The sequence below is a fragment of the Thiomicrorhabdus sp. 6S3-12 genome, assembly GCF_017571475.1.
Lineage (GTDB): Bacteria > Pseudomonadota > Gammaproteobacteria > Thiomicrospirales > Thiomicrospiraceae > Thiomicrorhabdus.
Genome location: NZ_JAGETW010000011.1, coordinates 1 through 17,320 on the forward strand (window position 1 = coordinate 1; position 17,320 = coordinate 17,320).

The following is a 17,320-nucleotide window of genomic DNA, read 5'->3' on the forward strand; positions in this document are numbered from 1 at the left end:
CATACAATTCGGAGCGGTAGTTCAGCTGGTTAGAATACCTGCCTGTCACGCAGGGGGTCGCGGGTTCGAATCCCGTCCGCTCCGCCATTATTTCCTATATCATCTTACTTATTCAGAAAACTCTCTTTCTTCACTCACTCTTAGTCATTTTTATAAAATCTAGCTGGTCCGACAATCTGCTTGGCTTTGCTATGTTTTTGTTACTCCGGTATATAGGTTATTGTTCCTGTACCGAAAAATGATAATTAATAACAAGTGGCATTCTTTTAATTTTGATTGAAGTGCGCAGACGTGGTTGATTTATAAAGCGCTGTACTTAAATCTTGAAAGCTGTAGGCAATAAAAAAACCGCCAATAAGGCGGTTTTTTTGTTTTAGACGCAAAATGCAATCGAATCAGGTTGATGCCGTTACGTTGTAACCGCCGTCTACATAGGTGATTTCGCCGGTGATACCGGAAGCAAGATCCGAGCATAGGAAGGCAGCCGTGTTACCGACTTCTTCAATAGTCACATTGCGACGCAGTGGCGTTGCCGCAGCAGATTTGTCCAGCATGGTGCGGAAGTCCTTGATACCGGCGGCAGCCAGTGTACGGATTGGACCAGCTGAAACGGCGTTAACACGGATGCCTTCCTGACCAAGATCAGCGGCAAGATAACGAACGGTTGCTTCAAGCGAAGCTTTGGCAATTCCCATTACGTTGTAATTCGGAACCGCGCGCTCGGCACCAAGGTAGGAAACTGTCAGAACTGAGCCGTTTTTCGCTTTTAGCATTTCATGAGCGGCCTTAGTACATGCGGTCAGGCTGTAAGCGGAAATGTCGTGGGCGATTTTAAATCCTTCGCGGGTCGAAGCGTCGATCATACGGCCTTCAAGCTCTTCGCGCGGCGCAAATGCAACCGAATGGACTAGAACATCCAAGCCGTCCCATTGTTTACCCAATTCAGCAAATACGGCATCGATTTGCGTATCATCTGCAACGTCCAAAGGTAGGATTAGATCGGAGCCCAGTTCGGCAGCGATTTTTTCGACACGCCCTTTAAGTTTGTCATTCTGATAGGTTAGGGCGATTTCGGCACCTTGCTCGTGCATCTGCTTAGCAATACCGTAGGCGATCGATTTGTTATTGGCGACACCAATAATTAAGGCTTTTTTCCCTGAAAGGAATCCCATAGTTTTCTCCAAATGATTGAATTTGTCTTGGGTTTTAAAATTTGTTTCTGATTCATCGGCCTGAAATAAGGGCCTGAATATGAATTTATGAGCATTATAACGCCAAATTATTCGTTATAATGCCTTTGTTTCATACGAAAAAACGGGTAAAAAGTCAGTAAAAATAGAACCGGAAGAGTGCGCCAGAAGGTTCTGAAAAAGTGAAGCTTCTAAAACCCATAAAGTAGGATGCGAGTGGTTTGGTAATGGAATTACAGAGCAGAATGGCAAGTGCTGTTTTACGACAGAAAACGGATATTTCTGATACAGGCCGATCCAATACTGGAACTGACGTTTTTGGGGTTGTTGTACTGTTTGCGCTGCTGTCTTTTATGCTCAATGTATCGCCAGCCTCAGCCGACTGGAATAATCCTTATCCGGCAAGCATCAGTAGCGGAAAAACGCTCTACAGTACGTTCAGTTCACCGCCGAAACATCTTGATCCGGTTGTTTCCTATAATTCGAATGAGTGGTCTTTTCTGTCGCAGATTTACGAACCGCCTCTGCAATACCATTATTTCAAACGCCCTTATGCTCTACAGCCTCTAACGCTGGATCAAATGCCGGAGATATTCTATCTGGCGAATGATGGGCATAGCCTGGATCAGTCCGAACAGGCGAATGCGGCTTATACCGAGTACCATTTTCATCTGAAACAGGATGTCCGTTTCCAGCCGCATCCGGCTTTTGCCAAGCAGGGCGAACAGTTCCGTTACCATTCTCTCAGTGAAGAAGATTTGCTGGAAATTGAATCGATTAACGATTTTCAATTTACCGCCAGCAGAAATTTGCGTGCCGAGGATTATGTGTATGCAATTAAGCGCATGGCTTTAAGGCAGAACCATTCTCCGATTCTCGATACGATGAAGCAATATATTGTCGGTTTGGATGAATTCTCCGATGAGGTAACGAACGCCTATCAGCAATTGTTGCAAGACGCTGGCGCGACTGTTAAAAACCGCTATTTTGACCTGAATGCCTATCCAATAGATGGCGTTAAGGTATATTCGGATTTTCATTTCAGTATTCGTATTCGTGGTGTCTATCCACAATTTTTGTACTGGCTGACAATGAATTTCTTTGCTCCGATTCCGTGGGAGGCAGACAAGTTTTATAAACAGCAGGTATTGGTCGAGCGCAATATTACACTGGATACCTCTCCAGTCGGTACCGGTCCTTTCTATCTTGCCGAAAACAATCCGAATCAGGTCATGAAGCTGAAAAAGAATCCTAATTTTCATGCCGAATATTTTCCGCAGGACGGGCTTCCAGAGGATGCCGATCCAACATTGCTGAATGACGCCGGCAAGCAACTACCGCTCATCGATGAAGCGGTATATACCTTGGAAAAGGAAAGTGTGCCTTTGTGGAATAAGTTCCTGCAGGGGTATTACGATGCCAGTGGTGTAAGTTCCGAGAGTTTTGATCAGGCCGTCAGCGTATCCGGCGGTGGCGATATGTCACTGACACCGCAGATGCAGCAAAAAGGTATTCAGTTCATTAATGCGATCCAGCCGACGATTTTTTATTTCGGTTTCAATATGGCGGATCCAGTGGTCGGTGGTTATTCGGAAAAGCAGCAGAAGCTGCGCCAGGCAATCAGTATTGCGATTAATTATGAAGAGTATATTTCGATCTTTCTTAACGGTCGTGGCATAGCTGCTCAGGGCCCGATCCCTCCCGGTATTTTCGGTTTCGATCAAAAGCGTTTTAACGCTTATGTGTATGAAGAGAAAGAGGCTCGAGTTCAACGCAAAACAATAGAAATGGCAAAAAAATTATTGGCCGAAGCGGGATATCCGGATGGTAAACAGAGTGACGGAACGCCGTTAAAGCTGTTTTATGATACTGCGGCAACCGGTCCGGACAGTCAGTCGCAGTTGAACTGGTATCGGAAGCAGTTTGCCAAGCTGGGGATTGAGCTGGTTATCCGGGCCACCGACTACAACCGTTTTCAAAGTAAAGTACGCGGTGCCAAGGTTCAGCTTTTTTCATGGGGCTGGAATGCAGATTATCCGGACCCGGAAAACTTTTTGTTTCTACTCTACGGTGGTAATGCCGCTATTCATACCAACGGCGCCGGAATTAACAGCGCCAACTATGACAACCCTGAATTTAATCAGTTATTCCAACAGATGAAACGGCTTCCTAATGGTGAAGAACGTCTTAAAATTGTGCAGCAAATGGTTGAAATAGCACGTAAAGATTCTCCTTGGGTTTGGGGGTTTCACCCGAAGGCTCTGGCTCTGTATCATTCCTGGCTGCAAAATGTCTGGCCGAATCCTTTGGCAAACAATACTTTGAAATACCGCAATCTGGATGTCCAGCAGCGAAGCGATAAGCAGCTTGAATGGAACAAGCCTGTACTTTGGCCGATTGGTTTAGTGTTGCTATTGTTAGTGGTTTCCGTATATCCGTTAGTCAGAGGTTATGAAAAACGTCAACAGGCTAAGATCAGAGTGTCGAAAAAGGGAGTTGCGCACTAATGTTTGCTTATATTGTACGCCGTGTGCTGTACGCCGTTCCGATTCTAATCGGGGTGAACTTTATTACGTTTGCGCTTTTTTTCATGGTCAACACTCCGGACGATATGGCGCGCGCTCAATTGGGCGCCAAGCAGACCACGCCGGAAATGATCGCCGCTTGGAAGCAGGAAAGAGGGTACGATAAACCTTTATTCGTTAATCTTGAGGCAGAGGGTGTCGCACAGATTACCGATACCTTGTTTACCCAGGAATCTATTAAATTATTTAAATTTGAATTTGGACAATCGGATGCCGGCAGACAGATTTCGGCTGATATTTATGAACGTATGTGGCCGTCGCTGGCGATTGCTTTGCCGACATTTATACTCGGTCTGTTAACCGCCATTTCGGTTGCGCTGCTGGTCGTGCTGTTCCGAGGTACCGTACTGGACACCGCTACAATGATGCTGGCGGTCACTATTATGTCGATTTCCGGCCTGTTTTATATCATTGCCGGACAGGTGCTTTTCAGTAAGCTATGGCATTGGGTGCCGATTTCCGGTTACCAGCCGGGAATAGAAGGGATTAAATTCCTGATTCTGCCGATTTTGATCGGGGTATTTGCCGGTTTGGGAACCGGCATCCGCTGGTACCGCAGTATATTTTTAGAAGAGATGAATAAAGATTACATCCGTACCGCGCGCGCCAAAGGGCTGGATGAGATAAAGGTGTTGTTTAGACATGTTTTGCGCAATGGTATGCTGCCTATTCTTACCGGTGTTGTCGTGGTGATACCGACGCTGTTTATGGGAAGTCTTATTATGGAATCGTTTTTCGGGATTCCCGGGCTAGGAAGTTATACTATAGACGCGATCAATGCGCAGGATTTCGGAATCGTCAAAGCGATGGTCTTTATCGGTTCGGTTTTGTATATTCTCGGTCTGGTTCTGACCGATATCTCCTATACCATTTTTGACCCGAGGGTGAAGCTGTCATGACAATGGTGTGGTTATGGACCGATTTTCTTTTATGGTTATTGTTGCTGGTTTTCATCTTCGGCTGGCGTTCGATTCGTCGATCGCCGCAGTCGCAAAAACAATGGCGTAAAATTTTTCATTCCAGGATCGCTATGGCTGCGGTGGTGGTGCTGAGCACTTATTTTTCACTCGCGCTGCTCGACTCGGTTCATTTCAAAATAAATCCTCAGAAAAAGCTCCAGCAGGGGCCTGTTGCCAGTTATGTGAACCCTTATCTTCAAGACTGGGTCGATCCTCAATTGCACGGCAAAACGCTCAGTCTTCTGGATCTTTTCACTCAGCACCTGATTCTGTCTACGGAAAGAACCTATTCCGCGCCTTTTGCGCTACAGGAGTACAGCAGTTCGATTGTCTATACCGATAACGGTGTCGAACAGCAATTCAAACAGCTTCAGTACGCCGGTCAACATCTGGATAATCCGGATGAAATATTCAAAGATGTCACGATCAAAAGCATCTATGCACTTGTATTGAGTTTTTTCATTACCTTGGCAATCTGGCTGGTTCATGGCTATTTCCGCATTAAAGCTTACATATTCAGAGATATCAGCGTAAAGATCCAACCTTTGTCGTGGAACAGTTTTTATCTGGCATTACTGACTGTAATCTTTGTGCTTACCTGGTTGTTTTATCTGAGCCATTACTATCATGTATTGGGTACCGACAAGGTTGGGCAGGATGTTCTGTATCAGTCAATCAAGGCGATTCGCACCGGAGTGATGATCGGTCTGTTGACCACTCTGGTAATGCTGCCCCTGGCCTTGATTCTGGGAATATCCGCCGGATATTTCAAAGGCTGGATTGATGACATTATTCAGTACCTGTACACCACTCTGAATTCAATCCCCGGTGTTCTGCTGATCGCTGCGGCGGTATTGGTTATGCAGTCGATTCTTAATACCCATAGCGACTGGTTCGGTTCCACGGAGGAACGAGCCGATATGCGTCTGCTGTTTTTGATTTTGATTCTTGGTATTACCAGTTGGACCGGGCTATGCCGTCTTTTGCGTGCGGAAACACTGAAAATATCCCAAGTCGAATATGTCGCTGCAGCAAAAGCTTTCGGATTAGGCGGCTTTAGTATTATCAGACGGCATATTATGCCGAACCTTATGCATTTGGTGCTGATTGCACTGGTGCTCGATTTCAGCGGGTTGGTGCTGGCCGAAGCGGTTTTGTCCTATGTTGGCGTCGGGGTTGATCCGACCACGCCAAGTTGGGGGAATATGATCAATCAGGCGCGTCTGGAAATGGCGCGCGAGCCGATGGTCTGGTGGTCGCTGGCGTCGGCCTTCGGCTTTATGTTTATTCTGGTATTGGCCGCCAATCTGTTTTCCGACCGAGTGCAGTGGGTTCTGGACCCGCGTGCCCATTAAATTCACTTTGATAAAAGGCTTAGGAGCTTTATGTTGACAAAAATGCCAAAAAGTTATGAGTTTCCGGTTCTGAGCGTGCTAAACCTTTCCGTTGAGACGCAGGGCAAAAAACTTGTCGACAGGGTGACTTTTGACATTCATAAAGGCGAGATATTTGCCTTGGTCGGAGAGTCGGGAAGCGGTAAATCCCTGACCTCATTGGCGATTATGCGTCTTCTGCCTCAGGCGTTGCAGATCACCGAGGGTTCGATTGAATTGGAAGACCAGAATCTATTCGATTTGAGTGAGGCGCAGATGCAAACGATGCGCGGTAAAAAAGTCGCGATGATTTTTCAGGAGCCGATGACTTCACTCAATCCGGTGATGACGGTCGGAGCTCAGGTGGCAGAAGTCTTACGGATACATTTACGCTTACGCTCCAAGGAAGCTCGTAGCCGGGTGATCGAGTTGTTTGATGAAGTTGGTATTCCTGAACCCGAACAGCGTTATCACTGGTATCCTCATCAGCTTTCCGGTGGGCAAAAACAGCGGGTTATGATTGCCATGGCTTTGGCCTGCGAACCGGAATTGCTGATTGCCGACGAACCGACAACCGCTCTGGACGTTACGATTCAGGCACAGGTACTGCAGCTGCTCAAGAAAATTCGCGAAGAGCGCAAACTGTCCATTCTGTTTATTACTCACGATATGGGGGTAGTGCATGAAATGGCGGATACCATCGCGGTTATGAAACAAGGTCAGTTAGTGGAACTTGCACATAAAGAACGTTTTTTCGAGAGTCCGCGCCACAGTTATACCCAGAAGCTTTTGGCGGATGCCATTCCTAAACGACATGAGCCTGTACAGGGTGTGTGCGAACCTTTGCTTAAGCTTGAGCAGCTCAAAGTGCATTTCCCGATCAAGAAAGGGATATTCCAGCGCACCGTCGGTTATGTAAAAGCGGTTGATGGCGTTGATTTGGAAATCCCGAAAGGGCAAACTTTGGCGTTGGTCGGGGAGTCCGGTAGTGGCAAAAGCACCATCGGTCAGGCTATTTTGAACCTGACAAGGGCGACCGACGGCGACGTAATCTTCTTTCAGAAAGAATCGGTGTCTGGCCAGAATGACGCTATGGTTCCGGTCTTCCTGAATTCGCTTTCTGAATCTGCGATGCGTCCGCTGCGTAAAAAAGTGCAGGTCATTTTCCAGGATCCTTTCTCTGCGTTGAATCCACGTATGACGATCAGCGAAATTATCCGCGAAGGCATGAACAGTCTTAAGGTCGGTCCGAAAACGCGGGACGAGCAAGATCAACGGATCGAGCAGTTGTTGATGCAGGTAGGTTTACTTCCCGAACATATGGATCGGTATCCGCATGAATTCTCCGGCGGCCAGCGCCAGCGTATCGGTATAGCGCGGGCTTTAGCCGTTGAACCGGAGCTGATTATTTGCGACGAACCGACCAGTGCTTTGGACGTCAGTGTGCGCGCCCAGGTACTGCAGTTATTGCACGATTTACAGCAGGAATACGGAATTTCCTACCTGTTTATCACCCACGATCTGTCGATTGTTCCGACCATAGCTCATCGCGTAGCGGTGATGCAGAAAGGGCGGATTGTCGAGCAGGGAGAAATTGACCAGGTGATGCGCCAGCCGCAGCATGAATATACTCAAGCCCTGCTGGCTTCGGCGCCTGAACTGGTTCGTAAAGCATTGGATGCAGCCTAAAAACGCTGCTTAAGCAGGCATGTCAGTCTGCTGTTTTGAAGGTGTTACAGGTTGATTAAAGTTGCCTTGCCCGGCAGGAGTGTATGGACCTGCATTTGGCTTAAGAGCGCCTGAACCATACTTTCGGCGCTGGTGATCTGCGTCGGATTTTCTCCTGGGAAAAGGCGGCCGCGGGATTCCGTGGCAAAAGCCCCTAGCTCGGCAATAAAACAGTGCATTCCACTGGCACTGTTTTCCGCTGCGACACTGTGCATCAGTTGTTCCAGACCGCATTTAGCGACCCCATAAGCACCGTAAAAGGCAGGGGTTTCGTGCACTGCCGAATCCGAAACGGCGATCAGATTTCCGTCACTTTTCAGCAGCAGAGGTAATGTCTGTTGGATGATATGGAAATGGGCATTTAGGTTTGTATGCAGCACTTCATACCATTGGGTGTAGTCGAAATGCTCAATCGGAGTAAAAGCCGGTAGAATGGCTGCATTCAAGAATACGCTGTCCAGTTCGCCGAACTCTTTTGTCAGGATGTCACCAAATTCTTTATAGTGGTCGATATTGGCGCCGAGCAGATCTATCGGATAGAGAAACGCTTTCTGCGGAGCAATTTCTTCGAGTTCGTCATACAGCTGAACCAGCGGTTTCATATCCTTGTCCAGAAGAATGACGCTGTCACCTTGAGCGATCAATTGACGGCTCAGTTCTCGTCCGAGGCCGTTTGCGGCACCAGTAATCAGATGTGTTTTCATAAGTTACTCTTCAATTAAAACCGGTTTTCGATAAATTGACTGATTTCATACGGCGTGTTGAAAAACAGGTCTGCCGGCCAGTCTTTGTCTTCGGCATGTTCTGGCAGATAGCCGAAAAGGGCGGCACCGGTCATCATTTTGGCGTTGATACCCGCCTCGATATCACGCGGATGGTCGCCTAGATAGATGCAGTTTTCCGGCGCACTGCCGCACTCTTTGGCGGCCAGAAGCATCGGCTCGGGAAAGGGTTTTCTTACCGCCAGCGTATCACCGCAAATAACGGTTTTAGGCGTGCTCGGAAAGCGGATATTTTGCAATAGTTTTTCCGTCAACCAGGTTGGTTTGTTGGTCACGATTCCCCATGACGCGTCTTTTTTGGCCAGGTGTTCGAGGCCGGATTCAAGACCCGGAAATATACGGGTATGGCGGTCAATATTATTGAAATAGACGTCCAGAAAAAATTGGCGACGTTGTTCCAGTTCTTCACCTTCAAGTTCAGGGAAGGCCAGTTTGGTCATTGCCAATCCACCTTGCGAGACGGTTTTACGTAAATCCTGATAGCGTAGCGTCTTCTGCTTGAAATGCTCGCACGTTAAATGCATTGCATAAGCAAAATCATATGAGGTGTCCAGTAAGGTACCGTCCAGGTCAAACAGAACGCAGTTGATGTCGTGAGCAGATGAGTCCACAAATAATCCTTGGGTGTATACGTTTAAACGCTTTAATAATTTTTCTGGTAGGCCAGCAGGTAATTGATGTCCAGTTTGTCGTTGAGGCCGTAGCGATTGAGAAGCGGGTTGAACTCAATGCCTGCGCTGTCTTTAAGCTGCAGTTCGGCTTTGCGCGCCATGGCATCCATTTCTGCAGGGGTAATAAACTTCTCATAGGTATGGGTTCCTTTGGGAACCAGATTCAGAACGTTTTCCGCTGCCAGGATGGCCAGAAGGTAGGCTTTGTAGTTGCGGTTTAAGGTCGAAAAGAAAACCCAACCACCCGGTTTGACCGTATCCGCGGCTGCTTGAATAATCGATTGCGGATCAGGGACATGTTCCAACATCTCCATGCAGGTTACGACATCGTGCTTGTGCGGGTGCTGCTCTGCATAGTCTTCGGCACTGACCAGTTGGTAATTGACCTTAACTTCCTGATCCAGGCTGTGCAGGCGGGCTACCGTAAGAACTTCCTGCGCAAGGTCGATTCCGGTAACGTCGGCGCCTTCTCTGGCTAAGGCTTCGGAAAGAATTCCGCCGCCGCAGCCGATATCCAAAATAGATTGATTTTCAATTACTTGCCAGCGTTTGATAAATTCGATTCTAAAGGGATTGATTTTATGCAATGCGGCGAATTCGCCGTTTTCATCCCACCAGGTGCTCGACAAACGGTTGAAATTATCCAGTTCTTGCTGGTCTGCATTATCCTTACTGTGCTGCTCAGTAGTCGGTTCGGAAGTCATACTCTATCCTGGAAATATATAAAGTGCATAGCGCTCAACGGCGTTCGGTCAGATGACCTGAACGGCTTTAGGGGTCAAATTATAACGGTTCGTGTATAAATAGGTTAAAAAATGCTTTAAATGCAGTTAGACGAAAAATAAGCGCCACTGTGATGATTTCTTGATTTTTCGACAGGGTGACGAGAAAGAATTTATAAGCCGAAAACGTCGCTTTAAAGGGCGAATATAGCTATAATTAGATTTTTAATCTGTATGTCATAAATATAAAGTGAATAGCTAATGGCGGAATTTGCACGAGAGATTATCCCAATTGCTCTAGAAGATGAAATGGAGCAGTCCTATTTAAGTTATGCCATGAGTGTTATTGTCGGGCGTGCGCTTCCCGACGTTCGAGATGGTCTTAAGCCGGTTCACCGTCGCGTACTGTACGCGATGAACGAATTGAAGAACGATTACAACAAACCTTATAAAAAGTCGGCACGTATCGTCGGGGATGTAATCGGTAAGTATCACCCGCACGGTGATACCGCTGTTTACGATACGATCGTTCGTATGGCTCAGCCATTCTCGTTACGTTATATGTTGGTAGATGGACAGGGTAACTTCGGATCGGTTGACGGTGATTCACCGGCAGCGATGCGTTATACCGAGATCCGTATGTCGAAGATCGCGCACCAGCTTTTGGCGGATCTTGAAAAGGAAACGGTTAATTTCTCGGAAAACTATGACGGTTCCGAAAGCGAACCAGATGTTCTGCCAACGCGGATTCCGAACCTGCTGGTTAACGGTTCTTCCGGGATCGCGGTCGGTATGGCAACCAATATTCCACCGCATAACCTGACGGAAACCGTCAGCGCTTGTTTGGCGTATATCGACAATCCACAGATTGATATTTCCGGGTTAATGGAATATCTGCCAGGACCGGATTTTCCGACTCACGGAATTATTAACGGCAGTGCCGGCATTCGCCAGGCCTATGAAACCGGCCGTGGTCGCGTGCAGATTCGCGCGAAAACTGCGATTGAAACCGACAAGAGCGGCAAGTCGCAGATTGTGGTTAACGAAATTCCTTATCAGGTCAATAAAGCGAAACTGATCGAGCGAATCGCCGAGCTGGTTAAAGAGAAGAAAATCGAAGGGATTACCGGGCTGCGCGATGAGTCGGATAAAGACGGCATGCGTATCGTCATCGAACTGCGACGCGGTGAAGTTCCGGAAATTATCATTAATAACCTCTATAAACAGACATCGATGCAAACTGTGTTCGGCGTCAATATGGTCGCCTTGATCGACGGCCAGCCGAAGCTGTTGAACCTTAAGCAGATCATCGAAGCGTTTGTTAAGCATCGCCGAGAAGTGGTTACTCGTCGTACAATTTACGAACTTCGCAAAGCGCGTGAGAAAGCGCATATCCTGGAAGGTCTGGCGGTCGCTTTAACCAATATCGACGAAATGATCGAATTGATTAAAGCTTCTCCTAGCCCATCAGTGGCAAAAGAACGCATGATCGAACGCGACTGGCCGATCGGATCGGTTGTCGATTTGTTGGAGCGCGTCGAAATGGCGGATGTCCGCCCTGAAGACTTACCGGAAGGTTTTGGAGCCGAAGGGTCGATCTATAAACTTTCTCCGGTTCAGGCTCAGGCGATTCTGGAAATGCGCCTGCACCGCCTGACCGGCCTGGAACAGGATAAGATTCTTGATGAATACAGAGAATTGATTGCCAGGATCGCTGAATATCTAGAAATTCTTCGCAATCCTGACCGTCTGACCGAAGTGGTTAAAGAAGAATTGGTTGAAGTGGTAGAGAATTTTGGCGATGGACGTCGTACCGAAATTGACCATTCGTATCAGGATCTGGATGCTGAAGATCTGATTGCCGAAGAAGACCGTATCGTAACCATCTCTCAGGACGGTTATATCAAAGCGCAACCGCTAAGCGACTACCGTGCACAGCGTCGTGGCGGTCGAGGTAAATCTGCGACGGCGATGAAAGAAGAAGATCAGGTCGGACAACTGTTTGTCGCCAGTACGCATGATATGCTGTTGTGCTTCTCAAACCGCGGTAAACTCTACTGGCAGAAAACCTGGCAATTGCCGCTGGCCAGTCGCGGTAGCCGCGGTAAACCGATTGTCAATGTGTTGCCACTGGAAGAAGGCGAACTGATTACTTCGGTGTTGCCGGTTGATGAGTTTGACGATGAGCGCGTGGTCTTTATGGCGACGAAAAACGCGGTTGTTAAGCGTGTTGCTCTTAAAGACTTCTCGCGTCCGCGTGCCAACGGAATTATCGCACTAGATCTTCTGGATGACGATGAATTGGTCGGCACGGCTCTGACTGACGGTCAGCAGGAGATTATGCTGTTCAGCGATATCGGTAAAGCAATCCGCTTTAAAGAGGATGATGTTCGTGTAATGGGGCGTACCGCTCGCGGTGTGCGCGGAATGAAACTTGCCGAAGGTCACAATATCATCAGCATGCAGGTCGCCAAGCCGGATACGCTGATTCTGACGGCAACTGAAAACGGTTTCGGTAAATCTACCCCGGTTGATGATTACTCGACAATCAATCGCGGCGGTCAAGGGGTGATTTCCATCAAAACCACCGAGCGTAACGGTATGGTCGTCAAGGCGGTCGCGGTTACACCGGAACAGGAGATTGTACTGATCACCAATAAAGGTACTCTGGTTCGTACCCGTGTCAGTGAAATCTCGATTGTTGGTCGAAATACTCAGGGCGTTAAGCTGATTAACGTGGGTAGCGGCGAGGCTGTGGTTGATATCGCTGTTGTCGATGTTGAAGATGACGATGAGCTGATCGATGAAGAAAATGTCGATACGGCAGAAGCGGTAGTCGAAAGCTCCGAAGATAAAGAACAAGAATAGAGTGTAAGCCAGTCGCAGCCTGTAAAATCAAAAGGTTGCGACTCTTTTTTAAGAGAAAATAACAATTATGAGATCATTTAACTTTAGTGCGGGACCGGCGATGCTGCCGGAAGCGGTGATGCGTAAAGCACAGGCGGAGTTCCTTGATTGGAATGACACCACTATGTCGGTTATGGAAATGAGCCATCGCAGTGCGGACTACATGGCTCTGGCGCAGCAGATGGAAGCCGATCTGCGCGAGATCATGGCTATCCCGGATAACTATAAAGTCTTGTTTGTCCACGGTGGTGCTTCCCTGCAATTTTCGGCGATCCCGATGAATTTGACACAACCGGGCGATACGGTTGATTACATTGACACCGGTGTCTGGTCCTCTAAAGCGATCAAAGAAGCCCGTCGTTTTGTCAATGTCAATCTGGTTGCCGGTGGAGAATCCAATCCGACAAAGATTCCGGAACCGTCGGAATGGCAGTTCAGCGAAGATGCGAAATACATTCATATCTGTTCGAATGAAACCATTACCGGTCTGGAATTTCAGGAAGAACAGCTGGAAGCGGTTTTTGCACAGGGCAAACCGGTGATTGCCGATATGTCGTCAAATATCATGTGTCGCCAAATTGACGTTTCCAAATACGCCATGATTTATGCGGGTGCTCAGAAGAATATCGGCCCGGCCGGTCTGGCAATTCTGATTGTACGTGACGATTTGATCGGCCACGAGCGTGAAGACTGCCCGACTTTGATGAAGTGGTCCACCTATGCGGAAAACGAATCCATGTTCAATACGCCGAATACCTGGGCTTGGTATCTTGCCGGTCTGGTCTTCCAGTGGATTAAAGAGCTGGGCGGTATTCAGGCTATTGAGGCGATTAATCAACGCAAGGCGCAAAAGTTGTATGACTATATAGATGCCTCAAACTTCTATCATAACCGTATCGACCGTTCGGAACGTTCGTGGATGAATGTGACCTTTGAACTGCCATCCGAAGAGATGAATGCGAAGTTTCTTGCAGAGTCCAAATCGGCCGGCTTGTTAAGCCTTAAAGGTCACAGAGCCTTTGGTGGTATGCGTGCAAGTATTTATAATGCTATGCCGGAAGAAGGGGTCGATGCATTGATCGAATTCATGCAGAACTTTGCTTTAACGCATGCATAGAATCTGTTTTTCAGTGTGACCCTAACCGCAAAAGCAATGCTTCGGCATTGCTTTTGTTTAATAAACCGAACCAATTTATGTAAGTTATGACGAAAACAACTTCCCAATCCGTTTCTGAACAGGAACAATTGACTGAAATCCGCAATCAAATCGATGCAATCGATCAACAGATTCAACAATTGATCGGTGAGCGCGCTGCCTGTGCACATAAGGTTGCTGAAATAAAAACCCAAGGCGGGAAAGTGGATGCAGTTTTTTATCGCCCGGAGCGCGAAGCCCAGGTTCTACGTGCGGTTAAAGAGCGCAACGATAGTTTGTTACCGGATAAAGAGATGGCGAAGTTGTTCCGTGAGATCATGTCGACCTGTCTGGCTCTGGAACAGCCAATCAGTGTCGCTTACCTCGGGCCTGAAGGAAGTTATTCGCATTCCAGCGTCATTAAACAGTTCGGTACGGCAGCACATCCGGTCGCGGTATCCAGCATTGAGGAGGTTTTTTCGGTAGTCGAAAAAGGCGAAGTCAATTACGGTATTGTGCCGGTCGAAAATTCTACAGAAGGTGAAGTCAAGGCGACTCAGGACGAACTTCTGAAAAGTAGTCTCAAGGTTTCAGGGGAGTTGGAGTTGGCGGTTGATCACTGTCTGTTGTCTCACGCCACTTCAAGCGACAAGGTCAGTAAGGTGCTTGCGCATCAGCAGGCACTGGGGCAATGTCGCGAATGGCTGAAGAATAATCTGCCATGGGCGGAGCTTGAAGCGGTCAGTTCGAATGCTGCAGCGGCTAAAATCGCACAGGAAGATCCGACAGTAGCTGCGATCGCTTCGGAACAGGCTGCGGACCTCTATCAGCTGCCGATTCTGGAATATCATATTTCCGATTCCAAGGCGAATACCACTCGCTTCTGGGTACTGGGCCGGGAAGATGTTGAGCCTAGCGGCGAAGACAAAACCGCTCTTGTACTATCGATCAAGAACGAAGCGGGGGCTTTGCTAAAGATTCTGGACGCTTTTGCCAAGCGTCACATCAACATGACGCGCATTATTTCCCGACCATCGAAAAGTAAAAACTGGGATTATGTTTTCTTTATCGACTTGATCGGACATCAGCAGGATGAAAACCTCAAGGAAGCCTTGCAGGAAGTCGTAGAACAAGCCGCTTTCGTCAAGATTCTGGGCTCTTTTCCCATCTCTCCACTATAACTATAGACAAACAAAGAAACGATTAGGCTATGAGTGAAACTTCAGAAAAGTTTATCGATCTGGTACAGCCAGCAGTGACCAATGTCAGTCCTTACCAACCGGGCAAGCCGATTGATCAATTAAAGCGTGAATATAAAGTCAGCTATGTTTCCAAGATGGCATCCAATGAAAACCCTTTGGGTTCCAGTCTCAAGGTGGCAACTGCGCTGGTGAATTTCGCTAACCAGATGTCACGCTATCCGGATGCGGACGGGCATAATTTACGTGCCAAGCTAGCGGAATTTCTGAAGATCGATATGAGTGAAGTCACCTTGGGTAACGGTTCTAACGAATTGTTGGAGCTGGTTGCTCGCGTATTTGCCGGGCCGGGTGACGAAATTATCTATTCACAATACGGTTTCGCGGTCTATCCGATTTCTGCACAAATCGTCGGTGCTACTGCGGTGGAAGTGCCGGCGGTAAATTACGGGCATGACCTGCAGGCGATGCTGGCAGCGATTACCCCGAAAACGAAAATTATCTATGTAGCCAATCCAAACAATCCAACCGGGACTTTGTTCAGAAGAGACGAATGGGAAGCCTTTATTTCCCAGGTTCCGGAAAACGTTATAGTGGTTTTGGATGAAGCTTATCTGGAATATGCGGAAAACGCCTGTCGCGACGGCTCCTATCCGAACGGAGCAGAGTATTTCCACGATTATCCGAATCTGCTGGTTTCGCGTACCTTCTCCAAAGCTTATGGGCTGGCGTCTCTGCGCATTGGCTACATGCTGGGGTGTGAAGAGATTCTTCAGTATATCAGTCGGTTACGACAGCCGTTCAGTGTCAACGCCTATGCTCAAGTTGCCGCTATGACTGCACTGACGGATCCGCAGTTTGTCAGCAAGTCATTGCGTATAAACGATCAGGGGATGATGCAGATCCGCGCAGCCGTCGAAGCCAAAGGGTTAAAGGTTATACCGTCTTATGCCAACTTCCTGACCATCGAGTTCGGTGAGAATGCGCTGGAGATTTACGACAAACTTCTGCATGAAGGCGTAATTGTGCGTCCGTTGGCGAATTATGGGATGGCCGACTTCTTGCGCGTTTCAATCGGTAACAATCATGAGAATAGCCATTTTATGGGCGCTCTGAATAAAGTGCTGTAACGGGAAATGGCAATCAAAAAATGAGTACAGTACTTAATAAAATTACCGTAATCGGAGTCGGTTTGATCGGCGGTTCTTTTGCCAAAGGCATCAAGAAACTCGGATTGGCAAAAGAGGTTCACGGCTTCGGGAATAACGAAGACAACCTTAAAATGGCTGTCGATCTGCACGTCGTGGATTCGTACAGTACCGATATACAAACCGCTATGCAGGACTGTGATCTGGTTATGCTGGCCGTGCCTTTGGGTGCCATGCAGCCGGTTTTGGAAAGCCTGCAGCCGTACATTCCGCAGTCCGCAATTATTACCGATGCAGGATCGGCGAAACAGAGCGTGATCGATGCAGTCACGGAAGTGTTCGGCTTTCTGCCTGAAAACTTTGTACCGGGACATCCGATCGCCGGTAAAGAACAGAGCGGTGTAGCTGCGGCCGATGATCAGCTTTTCGTAGACCACAGAGTGATTCTAACTCCGACCGAAAGCACTTCATCCGCGGCGCTGGAGACGGTCAAAGCGTTATGGCAGGCGTTAGACGCTAGAGTAGAAGTGATGAGCGCAGGTTTCCACGACGAAGTCTTTGCGGCTACTTCGCACTTGCCGCATCTTTTGGCCTTTGCTTTGGTTGAGATGCTGCACGAACATCCGGAACTTGGCAACGTATTCAAATACACGGCCGGCGGTTTCCGGGACTTCAGCCGAATTGCTTCCAGCGATGCGACCATGTGGCGCGATATTTCCATTTACAATCATCAGGCGATTGCCAAATGGATGACCGAATATCGCGACTATTTAAGCGGCATGATTGAGCTGGTTGAAAAGCAAGATGCTGACGCCTTGTATGAACTCTTTACGACCGCCAAACAGGCCCGCGATCAACATATAGTGAACAAGCAGGATTAGCGCTTACAAAATTTGTAATGTTATGCTGCTAACTTATTGA

13 protein-coding genes and 1 tRNA gene are annotated in these 17,320 nt (G+C 47.9%); 10 read left to right on the forward strand and 4 right to left on the reverse strand.

What is annotated here, in order from left to right:
- Positions 1–10: 10 nt before the first annotated feature.
- A tRNA-Asp gene (locus J3999_RS11380) sits at positions 11–87 on the forward strand.
- Positions 88–395: 308 nt separating this feature from the next.
- Here the strand turns inward: J3999_RS11380 and J3999_RS11385 are convergent.
- Positions 396–1,172 carry an enoyl-ACP reductase gene (locus tag J3999_RS11385; protein ID WP_208128014.1) on the reverse strand — a complete coding sequence of 259 codons (777 nt, stop codon included), beginning with the start codon at positions 1,170–1,172 and terminating at the stop codon, positions 396–398.
- Between the two features lie 263 nt (positions 1,173–1,435).
- On the opposite strand from J3999_RS11385, the gene J3999_RS11390 reads away from it, so the two are divergent.
- The 4 genes from J3999_RS11390 to J3999_RS11405 are packed head-to-tail and all read left to right on the forward strand — an operon-like array spanning position 1,436 to position 7,796.
- Positions 1,436–3,697 (forward strand): ABC transporter substrate-binding protein, encoded by a 2,262-nt coding sequence (locus J3999_RS11390; RefSeq protein WP_243755472.1) that lies wholly within the window; start codon positions 1,436–1,438, stop codon positions 3,695–3,697.
- Complete coding sequence (locus J3999_RS11395) at positions 3,697–4,674, forward strand: ABC transporter permease (RefSeq protein ID WP_208128015.1); 978 nt, start codon at positions 3,697–3,699, stop codon at positions 4,672–4,674. The genes J3999_RS11390 and J3999_RS11395 overlap by 1 nt, the downstream gene beginning before the upstream one ends.
- The gene (locus J3999_RS11400) at positions 4,671–6,089 is read left to right on the forward strand and encodes an ABC transporter permease (protein ID WP_208128016.1); all 1,419 of its coding nucleotides are present in this window, start codon (positions 4,671–4,673) and stop codon (positions 6,087–6,089) included. Before J3999_RS11395 ends, J3999_RS11400 begins: the two co-directional genes overlap by 4 nt.
- A gap of 30 nt (positions 6,090–6,119) precedes the next feature.
- Positions 6,120–7,796, forward strand: coding sequence for an ABC transporter ATP-binding protein (locus tag J3999_RS11405; protein ID WP_243755473.1), 1,677 nt, complete (start codon positions 6,120–6,122; stop codon positions 7,794–7,796).
- Between the two features lie 44 nt (positions 7,797–7,840).
- Here the strand turns inward: J3999_RS11405 and J3999_RS11410 are convergent, their stop codons facing one another.
- From J3999_RS11410 to ubiG, 3 genes are read right to left on the reverse strand one after another with little or no spacing between them, the layout of a single operon-like run.
- Positions 7,841–8,539, reverse strand: a complete 699-nt coding sequence (locus J3999_RS11410) for an SDR family NAD(P)-dependent oxidoreductase (protein WP_208128017.1) — start codon at positions 8,537–8,539, stop codon at positions 7,841–7,843.
- A 14-nt stretch (positions 8,540–8,553) separates the two neighbouring features.
- Positions 8,554–9,228, reverse strand: a complete 675-nt coding sequence (locus tag J3999_RS11415) for an HAD-IA family hydrolase (RefSeq protein ID WP_208128018.1) — start codon at positions 9,226–9,228, stop codon at positions 8,554–8,556.
- Between the two features lie 32 nt (positions 9,229–9,260).
- Complete coding sequence (gene ubiG, locus J3999_RS11420) at positions 9,261–9,992, reverse strand: bifunctional 2-polyprenyl-6-hydroxyphenol methylase/3-demethylubiquinol 3-O-methyltransferase UbiG (RefSeq protein WP_208128019.1); 732 nt, start codon at positions 9,990–9,992, stop codon at positions 9,261–9,263.
- 279 nt (positions 9,993–10,271) lie between these two features.
- Between ubiG and gyrA the strand changes: the two genes are divergently transcribed.
- The 5 genes from gyrA (at position 10,272) to J3999_RS11445 (ending at position 17,280) form a co-directional block, all read left to right on the forward strand.
- On the forward strand, positions 10,272–12,878 hold the full coding sequence (gene gyrA, locus J3999_RS11425) for a DNA gyrase subunit A (RefSeq protein WP_208128020.1): 2,607 nt from the start codon (positions 10,272–10,274) through the stop codon (positions 12,876–12,878).
- A gap of 64 nt (positions 12,879–12,942) precedes the next feature.
- Entirely contained in the window at positions 12,943–14,034 is a 1,092-nt protein-coding gene (gene serC / locus J3999_RS11430) for a 3-phosphoserine/phosphohydroxythreonine transaminase (RefSeq protein WP_208128067.1), read from the forward strand.
- Positions 14,035–14,120: 86 nt separating this feature from the next.
- Positions 14,121–15,233 (forward strand): prephenate dehydratase, encoded by a 1,113-nt coding sequence (gene pheA, locus J3999_RS11435; protein WP_208128021.1) that lies wholly within the window; start codon positions 14,121–14,123, stop codon positions 15,231–15,233.
- Positions 15,234–15,262: 29 nt separating this feature from the next.
- Entirely contained in the window at positions 15,263–16,381 is a 1,119-nt protein-coding gene (gene hisC / locus J3999_RS11440) for a histidinol-phosphate transaminase (RefSeq protein ID WP_208128022.1), read from the forward strand.
- A gap of 20 nt (positions 16,382–16,401) precedes the next feature.
- A complete protein-coding gene (locus tag J3999_RS11445) occupies positions 16,402–17,280 on the forward strand; it encodes a prephenate dehydrogenase/arogenate dehydrogenase family protein (RefSeq protein WP_208128023.1) in 879 nt (292 codons plus the stop codon).
- The last annotated feature ends 40 nt before the right edge of the window (positions 17,281–17,320 follow it).

Excerpts from the sequence above, each read along its gene's own strand:
- J3999_RS11385 (WP_208128014.1), bottom strand. The coding sequence starts at position 1,172 with ATGGGATTCCTTTCAGGGAAAAAAGCCTTAATTATTGGTGTCGCCAAT.
- J3999_RS11390 (WP_243755472.1), top strand. The coding sequence starts at position 1,436 with ATGGCAAGTGCTGTTTTACGACAGAAAACGGATATTTCTGATACAGGC.
- J3999_RS11395 (WP_208128015.1), top strand. The coding sequence starts at position 3,697 with ATGTTTGCTTATATTGTACGCCGTGTGCTGTACGCCGTTCCGATTCTA.
- J3999_RS11400 (WP_208128016.1), top strand. The coding sequence starts at position 4,671 with ATGACAATGGTGTGGTTATGGACCGATTTTCTTTTATGGTTATTGTTG.
- J3999_RS11405 (WP_243755473.1), top strand. The coding sequence starts at position 6,120 with ATGTTGACAAAAATGCCAAAAAGTTATGAGTTTCCGGTTCTGAGCGTG.
- J3999_RS11410 (WP_208128017.1), bottom strand. The coding sequence starts at position 8,539 with ATGAAAACACATCTGATTACTGGTGCCGCAAACGGCCTCGGACGAGAA.
- ubiG (WP_208128019.1), bottom strand. The coding sequence starts at position 9,992 with ATGACTTCCGAACCGACTACTGAGCAGCACAGTAAGGATAATGCAGAC.
- gyrA (WP_208128020.1), top strand. The coding sequence starts at position 10,272 with ATGGCGGAATTTGCACGAGAGATTATCCCAATTGCTCTAGAAGATGAA.
- pheA (WP_208128021.1), top strand. The coding sequence starts at position 14,121 with ATGACGAAAACAACTTCCCAATCCGTTTCTGAACAGGAACAATTGACT.
- hisC (WP_208128022.1), top strand. The coding sequence starts at position 15,263 with ATGAGTGAAACTTCAGAAAAGTTTATCGATCTGGTACAGCCAGCAGTG.
- J3999_RS11445 (WP_208128023.1), top strand. The coding sequence starts at position 16,402 with ATGAGTACAGTACTTAATAAAATTACCGTAATCGGAGTCGGTTTGATC.